Below are 13,402 nucleotides of genomic sequence, written 5' to 3' on the forward strand. Positions count from 1 at the left end.
GGCAGAATACAAACAGGGCTGGTTCCATATGCGGAACCAGCCTTGTTTGTGTTCTGCCTGACTGCTTTTCTGCTATTTGGGGGTCACAACAACAGCAAAACCACCCCAGAGGGAGAGGAATTTCTGCTTGGACATCATGGTTTGATTTAAAATTGAGGAGTCAGCCAGATAGACATTGTTTCCCTGACCACCCCGTAGGACCAGGATATGCCCGCCTGGAACACGTGAGGGTGGGAAACTTACGATCACCGGGTGGCCTTGATTGGCGATTTTGAGCACTTCATCAAGCGAAGGATTGTTTAAGTGCGTGGCATTAAAACCGAATTTGTCGACGGTTATATCGATACCACTCGGCTGCAATAAACCGCTCTCAGGCGTAATCTGGTGCAGGTTGGACTCGACTTTTAAAATGTCAGTCACACGGAAATGAGAGCCACTTTTATAAGAGTTGATGACTTCGGTCATAGCTGCGGCTGAACAAGCGGATGCCGCCCATTGGTCAAATTCATTTTGAGAGGTATACTGCTCAACTGACATCTGATTGACACGTAACAAAGCTTTCGATGCGCCAGACACACCGGCAAAGAGCGGCTGTGAAGGTTGCGTGACAGGCTTTGAGCCTGCCTTTGGCGCTGGATTATTGGAGGTATCTGGCATCGTTACGTTCCAGAACGATTGAATAGAACTGGAAGGTGCAAAGAGCAATGGCTGTAATGAAATGATTCCAAAGCCAAACAAAGCCACTAAAATTAAACACATTCCTAACCACGGGGTAGGCTCTCCCTGGCGTGGTTGGATAAGTTGTCTGACATCGAGCAGCGAAAAAAAGCGGGACCAGGTGCCTGCGACTGGCGCGGCAGATTCCGCGAAATCATAGGTCTCATAGGTATAGCGCATTTGGGGTTGCTGTACACGGGCTGAGCGCTGAGCACGGGCGGTTTGCTGTAACTGCGTATTTTTACCACCACCGTATACCTGACCACCAGACCTACCATATAGTCGCTGTCGGGCCTCATTACGAGACGCGTATGAGATATCGCGACGGTTGGAGGTTTGCGTTCTGGGCGACAGAAACAAGCCTGCAACAACTAGTGTCAAAGCAATACCCAACAACGTCAGCAGGACAATAATCATTCACAACTCCCTGATATGTAAAAGAAACTCACTTTTTATACAATGTTGACAGATAATCATCTATAACTATATCTGACAATTGCTACGACTCCAACCCGGGTAGCCAGAATGTAATTCGCACCTCAACAATATGGGCGGAGACCGCTTCAATACAGGTATCGAGCTAGCATAAATCTTTATTAGTATACCATACAAAACAGGTGGATGCCATCAAAATTGCAATCAAATACAGCTATCTACATTAAAAAATAGTAATTTAACATGGCAGGATCTTGCAGAAAAAAACGTGAAGGCTGCTCTCTCACGGCTAACATTGCAATACAAGACTATAGGACATTATAAGCACAACTATTCGAGGAGATTTTTTGTTGTCTCTCTGTGGCTTAACAGACGCTCGGGATCATGATATGATCTAGGTGTTTTATTTCTAGTGAGCAAAGCAACACATCAAAAATGAACGCGCTTCTTGCTACAATTTGCAGGCTCGACAAGTGATGCAGCAAAAGAGGGAGAACTATGTACGTCTACTATATTTTACGCGGAACACAAAAAAATCAGTCGATTGAAATTGATGGGGATGTCACGGATGAACTGTTTCCTGGCCTGGATCGATCAGAAGGTCCTGATGTGATCAGCGCCGTGATCAAAAAAAATGAAGAAGAAGGTACTAGCGCCGTGTGGACCGAGTGTGATCTGACCAATGAGTATTATGATCGTGATGATACGTATGTCTATGCACAGAAACGCTGGATCCGTCGCTCGGATGTTCCCCTGGGCAATAATCGTTAGCGCACAGATCGCTAGCCTGTAAGGCTGTACCTCCAATCGAGAAAAGAAAGGCAAGGAACAGATGCCTGTACTTGCAGGATGGTTAACCGGCGAACAGGTGCCACAAGAGGCCATTGAGCAGACGCTTACAGCCATGGGTGGTGTCCTGGCCAGCCACGGTGGAGAGCCAGCCAGCACCATCCAACCGGGTGCTGGTCTGATTGCATTTTCCGATACAGCGTATACAATGCAACAGAAAGAGCCAGCTGTGCTGGATTGGGTGCCCGATCGTCGAACGCTGGTTTATCGCCGGCCGCTTTCGGGCCTGCATCCTCTATACTATGTCGAGAACTGGCCAGCAGAGGGAAATCTTCTTTTTGCCAGCGAAATCAAAGCTCTGCTCGCGGTAGGGGTGCCCAGACGCTTACATATAGCGGCACTGACTGCGCTGGTCCAGTATGGTTCTATTCCAGCTCCCTGGACGGCATTTAAAGATATTCACGTGGTACCTGCCGGCTCAATTTTGCGCTGGCAACATACAAAAGTGGTGCTCAATCATGCCAGTGACTTCGTGTTAGAAACCCCTGACTCGCCAGGCACCAATTTCGAAAAGCTAGATGGCTTGCTCTCCCAGACCACCCGGGACCTCCTACCATCCCATGAACAATTGGTGGCGCTGGTGAATGGGGATCGGGCATCACTATTGGTTGCCGCACTGGCCTCACAATACAAACAGACGGCGGTGCCACTGGCGACCCTGGGACACGATCAGCCACTGAACGATAGAGCCTGGCAAAACATCCAGGCAGTTACCGACAAGTATAGTTCCCCGCTACTGGCCATTACTGGTGTAGATCAACCAGAATACTGGCAGGCCACCCTCCTCGGCTTAGAGTCTCCTTGCTGCGATAGCCGGGGCCTGGCAATTCACCAGTTGCTACATACGAGTTCAATGGAAACAGGGGCTCGTGTGGCTCTCAGTGCCCTGGGGGCACAAACGCTGATGGGATTAACCAGTAAACGTCTCCCTGCGAGCATGAATAACACAACTGATCTGTTAGCTGCCCAGCGCCAGCTGACGCAGCCACTGCTGATGCAACAACTTGAAGAAATCTGGTCACCAGCGGCTCATCAACTGCTGCAATCCAGTGAATCCTGGGAGGATACCTTGCATGCGCGCAAGCTCCAGCGCCACGCACAGCAATATACAGATCACAATCTGGGCATGCACTATCTGGATCTGCATATCAATCTTGCGGATAGACTGGTTCAGCCCTTCTACCAGCTAGCACTGCAAGAACAGATGATCATACGCTCACCATATCTGCAGCCAGCAGTCATGGAGACGCTGATCAGTCTGGCACAACCGCTGGCACAGGATCTTAACTATAGGAAGAGCATGGTTAAGATGATCAAACGCCATATCCCCAGGTTATCAAATGTGCCTGCAGCCCTGCCACTTTTGCTGCCAACACCATCATTACAGATATCCAGGCATAAAGAAAATGAACTGCTGCAACAAGTATTGTCACCAGCAGCCATCCAAAAACTGGACCTGTTCAATTTCACTAATATCCAGGCACTGCAGCCACGCGCAGCAGGAGATTGGATCACAGATCAAGCATTGATCTTTGTCTTTACCACGCAGTTATTCTGTGTCCTGTTTGGCATCGAGGAATGGGCATAAAAAAAGAGCGCCCGTAGCTAAACTACCCATGGCGCTCTTTCATCAATCCTAATGATCAACTCCTTCAATCTCATCGGCTGCGGTAGCATTGCCATGGCTGGCCGCCCAGCGTAACGCTTCACCTGCCAGGTAAAGAGACCCGGTAGCACAGATCAGATCTGAAGAATCAGCCAGATCGCAGGCAAGATCCAGAGCCTGTTCACAGGTGTCTGCTAACTGGACAGAAACGTCCGGTGCATATTCAGCCATCAGTTGTTGCAACTCTTCGGGTTTCATCGCACGAGGATTATTCGCCTGTGTGAGCACGATGCTATCAATGCTGGCTAATTCCTGCAACATACGAGATATATCTTTGTCTTTATTGACACCTACAACACAGATCAAACGATGTGGTTCAAAAGTTGAGCGCAGGGCTAGCAGCAACTTTTGCATCGAGTCGGCGTTGTGAGCGCCATCGACAACTATAGTGGGCTCATGGCCGACGACCTGTATACGCGCAGGCCAATGAACCGAGGCCAGGCCTTTATATAGGGCCTCCTCATCCCATTCAATCCCTTTCTGCCGCAACTCCTCTAGTGTAGCAACCGCAACCGTGGCGTTCTCGACCTGGTGCTCACCAATCAATGGTGTCCATAGATCAGCATAGGTTCCTGCCGGAGTCTGAATCGAGAAACGCTGGCCGTGTTCGTTTTGCTCGTGGATCTGATAGCGATAACTAAAAGGCAGCAAGTTACCTGCCCTGACCTCGGCCTCTGCCAGATCCACGGCATCAGGTCCAACGCGCATCATACGAGCGTTGCGCTGGCGAGCGATCGCGGCAATGGCTAGCAGGGCTTCAGGAGCCTGCGCCGAAGTTACTACAATCCCATTGGGTTTGATAATACCAGCTTTTTCAGTGGCGATTTTGGTAAGGGTATCGCCAAGAATGCTCATATGGTCGTAGCTTATCGAGGTGATAACCGAAACCAGCGGCTGCGTCACATTCGTCGCATCCAGACGCCCACCCAGGCCAACTTCTACGACCGCATGCCGTACCTGCTGGCGTGCGAAATAGAGGAAAGCCAGGGCGGTACCAACTTCATAGGTAATAAAGGGACCATATTCCTGACTGGCCTCGATCTGCTCAACTGCGGCTTTGATCTCTGGAACCAGCGCGGCTACCTCTTGTTCTGTGATCAGGTGGCCATTGCACTGGGAACGTTCACGAAAAGTGTGCAGGTCCGGCTGGGTGTATAATCCAGTGCGCAGGCCAGCTTCACGTAACACACGCTCAATATATGCTGCGGTAGAACCTTTGCCTTTAGTGCCTGCGATCAACGTATTACTATACTGCAAATGAGGATTTCCCAGACGCTTCAGGAGTTCGACTTCACGCAACATATTCTCATTACGATCACGGGTATATTTGCCGTTCCGTTCATAATCGGTAAAGCCATAAATATAATTTAATGCTTCAGTGTAATTCATCATCATCACCCTCTCATATCAGGGACTGCTGAAAAGTTCCACGTACAATCGCGTCGCTCATTTTGACCACACGCATCATCTCGCGTACATCATGAACCCGCACAATATCAGCACCCTGCTCAATACCCAGCGCAACGGTGGCGGCAGTACCCTCTATGCGTTCGGCCGGAGGCAAACCACCGAGCACCAGTCCAATCGTCGATTTACGTGAGGTTCCCAGCAGTAAAGGGCGTCCCAGCACACGCAACTCACCCAGGCGGCGTAACAGGGTCAGGTTCTCTTCCGGAGTGGTGCCAAAACCAATACCTGGATCTATAATAATATGCTCCCAGGCAATCCCTGCTGCCAGCGCTCGATCGATCGCAGTGGAAAGAAAACGGGTCACATCACTAACAATCTCATGTTTTTGATATCCACGCATATTCGCCATCAGCACCACTGGCACGCCATGTGCACGCGCGACCTCGGCCATTGCAGGATCCTGCTGGAGGGCCCAGATATCATTAATTATATTAGCCCCCGCTATCAATGCTTGATCGGCTACTTCAGCTTTATAGCTATCAATAGAGATGATGATCTCCGCGGGCAATGCCGCACGCAGAGCCTGGATCAAGGGAACCACGCGCTCAATCTCCTGCGCCGCTGTAACCAGTTCAGCGTGAGGACGAGTTGACTCGCCACCAACATCGATAAAGGTTGCACCGTCCGCCACGAACTGTTGCGCCTGCGCCACCGCGCGCTGGATCCAATCGCCATCCGTTTGTAAACCATCGCCAGAAAATGAGTCTGGCGTCGCATTAACAATCCCCATCACATACGTAGAGCGCCCCCATTCAATCCGATAATCGGACCATTGTGTTGGAGAAAAAGTAGTTGCCAGTAATGATGCCATGATGAAACCATCCTTCTGTTCAGACACAAGAAACTCTCCTCATCATATCTTGTCACTCAACCCACGGGCAACTGTCAGTCTGGCTTCAATCTTCTCATTCAGGATACGATAGGTAGAAGTAGGTACTGTCGCGCAGAGACAAAGCACTGCTATAGGTCTTTTAGGCAGATTGACAACAACTCAGCAGCCTGATTCGTTATACTCCACAGATCTACCAGTGCTATACTACCTGGTAACAGGTTCTTAAAAAACACGTTCTTAAAAATATCTTATTGTACAGCTACGATTGCGCTCCGGCCGCAATCACTCAATAATGACAAGGGAAGAAAATAGTATGAGCAACACCACTGAGTCAAAAGCCTATCAGCGTAGTGTTAATGCCGCTCGTCGTTGTCATGAATGTAATGAAGAAGCACTCGGGCGCTGTCCTGATTGCCATATGGGGTTCTGTCAGCAGCATTTTCCCAAGCAACAACATTCTCCCTGTGCTGAAAAACAGATGAAGCTAGCACAAACTCAGGTCTGCTATCTCTGTGGTACCCAGGTCTATCCAGATCAGTGGTCGCTCTCAAAGACGGCTCACTATGTGGATCAGTCCAACTGCCATGGTTGTGGTCGCTATATCTGTGATGATTTACATACGCAAAGCAAAGATGAGGATGTGGTCATTTCACGCGAAGGTTTACGTGGCCATCGCTACCAATATATTAATCGCTACTGCGATATGTGTTCACCATTCAGACGTGTGGGCGGCCTGCGAGGCGTCACGCGCATTTTGGTAGGCATTGGAACGGTAGCCGCAGGAGTTTTCTTCTACCTGCATCCATAAATCGAGATACTGAGGAGAGAAAGGGGGACGAGGCGAATAGCGAGTACGCGCTATACCATCTCGTATCGTCATATTCATGGTCTTATCGACAAATTTACAATCTACGTTGCTTCGACACCAACGTTCGATTGATACAGCCCTACGGACAATGCTGAGCGCGGTTGCTACCGCATCCGGGGGCGCAGCTCTGGATGCCTACTATGGGCAAATGCAATATCATCTTGGTTGGGTCGATGCTCAATTGGCTCCCACCCGGAGTAATCCGGGTAAACTGTTACGGCCAACCCTGCTCCTGCTGGCTTATGAAGCAGTTGGAGCCTGGGGACTGGCCGGTATGGCTGAGGAGGAAGATACTGGTTACCTGCAACGCGCCATGCCAGCGGCCGTCTCGGTTGAACTGACACATAATTTTTCACTCATTCACGATGATATCGAAGATGGAGACACCGAGCGTCGTCATCGTCCTACGATGTGGAAGGTCTGGGGCATTCCACAGGCCATTAATACCGGCGATGGGATGTTTGGTCTGGCTCGCTATGCCTTGTGGGGCGTTCTGGAGCACGACGTGGAAGGTGATATTGCTGCTCGCCTGGGTGTCGTACTCGATCAGACGGTTCTGGAGATTGCGGAAGGGCAATATCTGGATATCAGCTTTGAGCAACGCCAGGATATTTCCGTCTCGATGTATATCGATATGATTGGCCGCAAGACTGCTGCTTTGATGCGTGGCTCGGCTAAAATGGGTGCAATGATTGGCACACGCGACGCGAATGCTATTCAGCGTCTGGCTAGCTTTGGTCAGGCGATCGGTATTGCATTCCAGGTGCGCGATGACTTGTTGGGTGTGTGGGCGACTTCAGCGGAACTGGGCAAAACCCAGGCTGGTGATGTCTATCGACGCAAAAAAAGCCTGCCCATCTTACATGCGTTGGAACATGCCAATCCCCACGATTTACAAGCCTTGCAGGCGATTTATCAGCAGGAAGGCCCGATAACCAGCGCGCAGGTCGAGCAGGTCCTGGACATTTTTACACGCACACAGACACAGGCATATTGTCGCAACTTCTTGCAACAACAGTGTGATGCAGCCTACGAAGCCTTGAACAATGTGCCACAGGTCACTAGTCCTGTGTCAGCGCGCGCGATCAATGATATGAAAACGATGGTTCAGTATATCGAGGCAGCTACCCATTAATTTCATACAATGCTAACACTGGAAGGTTATGCGATAACATCCCACACGATCACCTGGTTTCCTGTGGCAGTGGCAACTTGCTTACTGGTGGGAGACCAGGTGATGCTATGTACATTGCCATTGAGTTTCTGAGAAAAAACTTGTTTCATCCCCTGGGTTACCTGTAAGACAATAAAGGTGCCATCCTGGATCCCGACTGCAAGAAAGTGGCCATCTGGTGACCAGGCCAGCGCACGTAAAGGTACTTTAGCAAGCTGCAACCGCTGGGGCACATCCTGGCAGACAACACCTGCTTGTTTTGTACAGGTCAGAGCTTGCCAGATACGCATAATTCCATCATCCCCACCCACAGCCAGGGTTGACCCATTCGGAGCAAAAGCCAGTGTGCGCATGGCCGTCTGGGCATCCAGATAATAACCATGCGTGTCCTTCCCGGTAACCGCATTCCATATTCTGACAGCACCTCCCTGGGAAGAAGTAGCCACAGTTTGACCATCCGTACTCCAGGAAACAGCATCGATCGGATTTGTATGACCCTGATAGGTAAGCACCGCACGAAATTGTTGTGGATCCCAGATAACAGCACGTTTGTCAGCGCCCACAGAGACAAGTTGCATTTTATTTTGCGTTGCCCAGGCCAGACCTGTAACCATCTGGACATGACGTCGCGTTGAACGCGTCAGGAGCTTCCCGGTGGCACTATCCCAAAATGCGACCTGATTATTGGCACCGGTTGCCAGACGCGTACTATCTGGTGACCAGGCCAGAGTATGCACGCCTGCTGGATGGGTAATAGTACGCTGAATGTTTCCCTGCATATCCCACAAAAAGACTTGCTTATCATCCGCACCGCTGGCCAGCATATTCCCGATAGGTGACCAGGCAATACTACGGACGGCCTGTTGATGTTTTGTGAACGTTAACCGGGCTTTAAACGTAGGCATAGCATGCTGCCCGTTTTTTTGCGTGGGCATCTTTGCAGGAGTTACAACAGGAGCCATGGTTTTTGGAGCTACGGGTTGAAACCAGTTATGATAGGCTGCATAGCCTACACCAGCCCCGCTCACACCACAGATCGTACCCAGGGTAAGCAAAAACGCCCGGCGAGATACGCCTTTTCGCTGCTGAGAACCACTGACATCCACGGGTTCCGGCACTGCTTCCTGAGAAAGAGCGGGAAATTGGGTCTGATCAGAAAGGGTATCAGATGTATGCAGGGTCGGATCAGCCAGCGCTCTCGCCTGTAACGGAACAGCATCTGGTGCCACAGGGCAATCGAGATAGAACGACCTTCAGTACTTGACGAATCCAGCATCAAACGCATTCCTGGGAGTATCCCGGCCTCGGTGAGAGTTTTCTCCACGGGAAGGATACGACCACTGGCCGCATGGCGCAGGGTATAAACCAGGGGTTCCCAAACAAGTCACTTTTTGGTAACTGCAGTATGTCCACCAGCCTGGGAAGCACAACAGATACGGGAACTTCCAGGGCAATCGCGACCGGACGCGCTGCACCTAATGTGTCTTGCTCTATTAAAATCTCAGATTTCTGCATAGATATCTTCCTATCCATCATTCACTATGTCTAGTGTATCACGATGGCTCTTCTTTTTTCACCTTTATGAGTAAAAAAGGCTAGCGAAGCAGAGAAGTGACACATATATCTCTACCAAAAGAAAGGTGAAGCAAAGGAACAGGAATAACTGCTGGCTTCTGTGGTATGATTAGCGCAAACATCTAAAGACATTTGTTCAGGAGATATTGCATGAGTTACCGTGCTCTACGGGTGGCTTTTTTCGTATTCCTGCTTTTATGCAGCGCTTTACCCTTCAGCGCTCTCAATAGCAGTCTTCCAGTACAGGCACAGAGCAGAACCATACCACAGAATGGTCTGGTCGCGGATGACCTACCTGTGGTTGAACCAAACTATATGTATCAACAACTTTTTTTGCTGGCAACGAAATTTCAGCACCGCGAAGCCGGCTACGATACTCATCTCCCGGCTACGGATAACGGACATGAGGAATTTGCCAGTTACTGGTCGCAGGAAATGCGCAAGGATCTACAGGGGTTTAGCGCAGCAACATGGACCGATGCTTTTCCTATTCGCGGCTGGCGCGGTCGACCAACGACGGTACCTGCCTCAAACATCGAGGTAACTATTCCTGGTGCGGTTCATCCTGAGCAGGTTGTGGTTATCGGCTGCCACTACGATGGTATGGCGACCTCGACACAATCGGCCAATGATGATGCCAGTGGCTGCGCCATTGAACTGGGCGTTGCCAGGGCAATGGGAAATTATTGGAAACAGCATCATGTGGCACCACAACGGACCCTGCGCTTTGTACTTTTTGATGCCGAAGAGCAAGGGCTTTATGGCTCTTACCATTATGTCAATTCTACCGTCAATGGCGATCTTAGCAATATCGTAGCCATGTTTAATGAGGAACAGAACGGTATCGCCTATCCTCTCCGCTATCTTGGTCAGATGCAAAATGCATTGATGCCTTTCTATGTTGAGCTCTCACCAGTGGTAAACGGTCCGCAAAAAGAAAAGATCATACAGTTCAGGCAGTTGATGGGCCGGGCAGTACCAGCCGTATTTCAACAAATACGCAACCTTGGTATACAGAGCCTCACCTATCATGGTGCAAACAAACAAGATGTAGCACAACCAATCTTTACCAATGATCAGCTTTCTTATGTGAAACAGGAAGATGATACGTTGGGTTCAAGCGATCAGGTACCCTTTACCCAGGCAGATATTCCCTGTGCGACCTTTGCAGGAAACTCGACCTACTATCAGGGTAACGCTCCCCAGGCCTCCTATCCCTATGATCAACCGACAGATACGATCCAGATGATGAATACATTCGCATCTGGCAATACTACCCAATCAGCAGCCTTGACTCTCTCTCTGGCTCTGCCAACCCTCCTGACAACCTGGATGCTCCATCAGCCAGCCATACTGGGTGAGACCGCCAGTTCCAACCAGAGCCTGACGACGATCAGCGATATCGCGAAAACACAGACAGGCCAGAATTTCCTGGTGTCTGCGCAAAGCACAGAACTGACCCGACCAGCTACACGTAGCTATACCTGGGACTTTGGTGATGGGCAGAGTGCCACTGGCCCGGCAGCCCACCATACTTATACCCGGGATGGACAGTATCAACTGTCGCTCAATGTCAAGACAGCAACAGGGGTCCAGCATATCAGTAAAAGTATTGCGGTCTCCAACAACAATCCTACCTATACAAATATGTATGAGCAATATTATGGGAGTGGAATGCCACGCGCTAATGGACGTGTGATGTTACCGCGGCCTGACGCAACCATGTCGGATAAAACGTTGCTCAAGCCTGGCTCTGTTTGGGAGACAACCCTTGCCGTTGGGCAGACAGGTACCGATAAAATGGTACCCCAGCCTGCTACAGTCGCCCCCTTGTCATCCAACAAAAAAGAGTCTATGATACCTGAACCTTTCCTTTTCCTGATACTCGCAATACTTTTGTTGCTGGTGGTCGGAATTATTGGCCGCGTTATCTTGCTCAAGCGCAGGCACCAACATTGAGTAATATAGTCACAATACCTGGAAAAGCTTGACGAGACTATTCATAATAGACATAGGTTGACCAAATGGTCACCCCAAACATCCTGCAAAAGAACCAGGAGCAAACTTGACCCTGAGCCGGAGATCTACTATATGACAAAACCAATGTATGTTATGGGACATAAAAATTCTGATATGGATTCCGTGGCTTCTGCCTATGCGTATGCTTATTTGCTACGTGCACAAGGTGAAGACCAGGCAATTCCCGTACGCCATGGAGATCTAAAACCTGAGATTCGCTTTGTGCTCGATCGCTTCCAGGTAGAGGCGCCCGAGGCCATTGAAGATGTATATTTACAGGTACGCGATGTGATGCGCCGCGGTATTATTTCTGTGTATATCGATCAACCTGTTTTTGAAGCCGGTCAGCTCCTTCAAGAACACCAGCGGGGCTCCATGCCAGTCATCGACAAGGACAATTATGTTAAAGGCATGATTGCTCACGATGATCTCGCCAAACTTTTCTTTAATGATCTGGATCCCTCTTCTCTTAATCGTATCCCTCTGCGCCGTGATAATCTGGTGCGGGTACTTAAAGGCCGCGTTCTGGTCGAAGGTCGCCGTCAACTTGGCAATCGCGTGCTGGTTGGGGCGATGGAAGCCGATACCATGGTCGATTATATTGAACCCGGCTGTCTGGTAATTATTGGGGACCGCGAGGATGCTCAGCTCATGGCAATTGAGTCTGGGGCAGCCGCTCTGGTCATTACCGGTGATCTCCTGGTTTCTGAGCGCACCCTGACTGCCGCACGTAAGCATGGCGTTATGGTGATTGGTACTGCTCATCATACTTTTACGGCCATTCGCCTGATCAACTTGAGTATTAATATTCAGGAGATTATGAACCAGGAGTTTACTTTCTGCCATCCAGATGATCATATGAGTGATGTGCAGGCAACGTTAGGACGCCTGCGCTCAATGCCCGTTGTGGATGATGATGGCAAACTTGTCGGCTATATTTCGCGTACCGATCTGATTAAAGCTCGTCCTAAACGTGTCTATCTGGTAGATCATAATGAGCAGTCACAGGCAGTCGATGGTCTCGAAGAGGCCGAGTTACTCGGCATTATCGACCATCACCGTATCGCTGATGTTCATACCAGCAAACCCATTCTCTTCCGCGCCGAACCGGTTGGTTGTACAGGCACCATTATTACTGGACTGTACCATGAAGCAGATGTTGAGATTCCAAAGGATGTGGCTGGTTTAATGTTGGCCGGACTGCTCTACGATACGTTGATCCTGCGTTCACCAACCTGCACCGTACGCGATGAGCGCGTGGCCGCTGAACTGGCCGCGATCGCGGGTGAGGATATTGAAGAATATGGACAGGCTATCTTTACAGCCGCCGCTCAAGATCTGGCCGAGAAACCTGCTGAAGCGCTGATTACCTCTGACTTCAAGGAATTTACCGTCCATGATCAGAAATTTGCGGTTGGTACCGTCGAGACGGCCAGTCCAGCCAGCATTGAAAGCCGCAAAGATGAGCTGAAAGAAACGATGCGGCATATTGCGCAGGAACGGGGCTATGTTTCATTCCTGTTTATGATTGTTGATATCATCAATATGCGGTGTAATCTGCTGATTTGTGGGGGAGAACAGGCGGTAGCCGAGGCGTTTAATCGCCCACTGGAAGCCGATGGAAGCTCCATTAAAGTGGAAGGCCTGGTCTCCAGAAAGAAACAGGTAGTACCACAGCTTACACGCATTGAAGCCATTCTTGCGGAAACAACGAAGGTACGGTAATTAGCTTATAATGCTCGTGCTCTTGTAATGTAACATTCACTATGTTACACTATGATACGACTTGGATTCGCC

Annotated in this window: 10 protein-coding genes; 6 read left to right on the forward strand and 4 right to left on the reverse strand. The window is 49.9% G+C overall.

Annotated elements, in window-relative coordinates; genetic code table 11:
- Window positions 1–72: 72 nt before the first annotated feature.
- The gene (locus tag KDW_RS04260; protein WP_151754815.1) at window positions 73–1,134 is read right to left on the reverse strand and encodes a C39 family peptidase; all 1,062 of its coding nucleotides are present in this window, start codon (window positions 1,132–1,134) and stop codon (window positions 73–75) included.
- 516 nt (window positions 1,135–1,650) lie between these two features.
- On the opposite strand from KDW_RS04260, the gene KDW_RS04265 reads away from it, so the two are divergent.
- Together KDW_RS04265 and KDW_RS04270 are read left to right on the forward strand one after the other, a co-directional pair.
- A complete protein-coding gene (locus KDW_RS04265) occupies window positions 1,651–1,923 on the forward strand; it encodes a hypothetical protein (protein ID WP_151754816.1) in 273 nt (90 codons plus the stop codon).
- 61 nt (window positions 1,924–1,984) lie between these two features.
- Window positions 1,985–3,589 carry an asparagine synthetase B family protein gene (locus KDW_RS04270; RefSeq protein WP_151754817.1) on the forward strand — a complete coding sequence of 535 codons (1,605 nt, stop codon included), beginning with the start codon at window positions 1,985–1,987 and terminating at the stop codon, window positions 3,587–3,589.
- 48 nt (window positions 3,590–3,637) lie between these two features.
- On the opposite strand, the gene KDW_RS04275 is transcribed toward KDW_RS04270, so the two are convergent.
- Together KDW_RS04275 and folP are read right to left on the reverse strand one after the other, a co-directional pair.
- On the reverse strand, window positions 3,638–5,062 hold the full coding sequence (locus tag KDW_RS04275) for a bifunctional folylpolyglutamate synthase/dihydrofolate synthase (RefSeq protein ID WP_151754818.1): 1,425 nt from the start codon (window positions 5,060–5,062) through the stop codon (window positions 3,638–3,640).
- A gap of 7 nt (window positions 5,063–5,069) precedes the next feature.
- On the reverse strand, window positions 5,070–5,975 hold the full coding sequence (folP, locus tag KDW_RS04280; RefSeq protein WP_233097609.1) for a dihydropteroate synthase: 906 nt from the start codon (window positions 5,973–5,975) through the stop codon (window positions 5,070–5,072).
- A 307-nt stretch (window positions 5,976–6,282) separates the two neighbouring features.
- Here folP and KDW_RS04285 point away from each other — a divergent pair, with 307 nt between their 5' ends.
- Window positions 6,283–6,777, forward strand: coding sequence for a hypothetical protein (locus tag KDW_RS04285; RefSeq protein WP_151754819.1), 495 nt, complete (start codon window positions 6,283–6,285; stop codon window positions 6,775–6,777).
- 76 nt (window positions 6,778–6,853) lie between these two features.
- Window positions 6,854–7,972: a polyprenyl synthetase family protein gene (locus KDW_RS04290; protein ID WP_151754820.1), complete on the forward strand. Its 1,119-nt coding sequence runs from the start codon at window positions 6,854–6,856 to the stop codon at window positions 7,970–7,972.
- Window positions 7,973–7,998: 26 nt separating this feature from the next.
- On the opposite strand, the gene KDW_RS04295 is transcribed toward KDW_RS04290, so the two are convergent.
- Window positions 7,999–9,240: a WD40 repeat domain-containing protein gene (locus KDW_RS04295; protein WP_151754821.1), complete on the reverse strand. Its 1,242-nt coding sequence runs from the start codon at window positions 9,238–9,240 to the stop codon at window positions 7,999–8,001.
- A gap of 496 nt (window positions 9,241–9,736) precedes the next feature.
- Here KDW_RS04295 and KDW_RS04300 point away from each other — a divergent pair, with 496 nt between their 5' ends.
- Complete coding sequence (locus tag KDW_RS04300; protein WP_151754822.1) at window positions 9,737–11,545, forward strand: M28 family peptidase; 1,809 nt, start codon at window positions 9,737–9,739, stop codon at window positions 11,543–11,545.
- A gap of 132 nt (window positions 11,546–11,677) precedes the next feature.
- Window positions 11,678–13,330, forward strand: coding sequence for a putative manganese-dependent inorganic diphosphatase (locus KDW_RS04305; protein ID WP_151754823.1), 1,653 nt, complete (start codon window positions 11,678–11,680; stop codon window positions 13,328–13,330).
- Window positions 13,331–13,402 lie beyond the last annotated feature (72 nt).

This window comes from Dictyobacter vulcani, assembly GCF_008974265.1.
Classification (GTDB): domain Bacteria; phylum Chloroflexota; class Ktedonobacteria; order Ktedonobacterales; family Ktedonobacteraceae; genus Dictyobacter; species Dictyobacter vulcani.

Coding starts and splice junctions, on each gene's coding strand:
- KDW_RS04305 (WP_151754823.1), top strand. CDS start 11,678: ATGACAAAACCAATGTATGTTATGGGACATAAAAATTCTGATATGGAT.
- KDW_RS04290 (WP_151754820.1), top strand. CDS start 6,854: ATGGTCTTATCGACAAATTTACAATCTACGTTGCTTCGACACCAACGT.
- KDW_RS04260 (WP_151754815.1), bottom strand. CDS start 1,134: ATGATTATTGTCCTGCTGACGTTGTTGGGTATTGCTTTGACACTAGTT.
- KDW_RS04270 (WP_151754817.1), top strand. CDS start 1,985: ATGCCTGTACTTGCAGGATGGTTAACCGGCGAACAGGTGCCACAAGAG.
- KDW_RS04285 (WP_151754819.1), top strand. CDS start 6,283: ATGAGCAACACCACTGAGTCAAAAGCCTATCAGCGTAGTGTTAATGCC.
- KDW_RS04265 (WP_151754816.1), top strand. CDS start 1,651: ATGTACGTCTACTATATTTTACGCGGAACACAAAAAAATCAGTCGATT.
- KDW_RS04275 (WP_151754818.1), bottom strand. CDS start 5,062: ATGATGATGAATTACACTGAAGCATTAAATTATATTTATGGCTTTACC.
- KDW_RS04300 (WP_151754822.1), top strand. CDS start 9,737: ATGAGTTACCGTGCTCTACGGGTGGCTTTTTTCGTATTCCTGCTTTTA.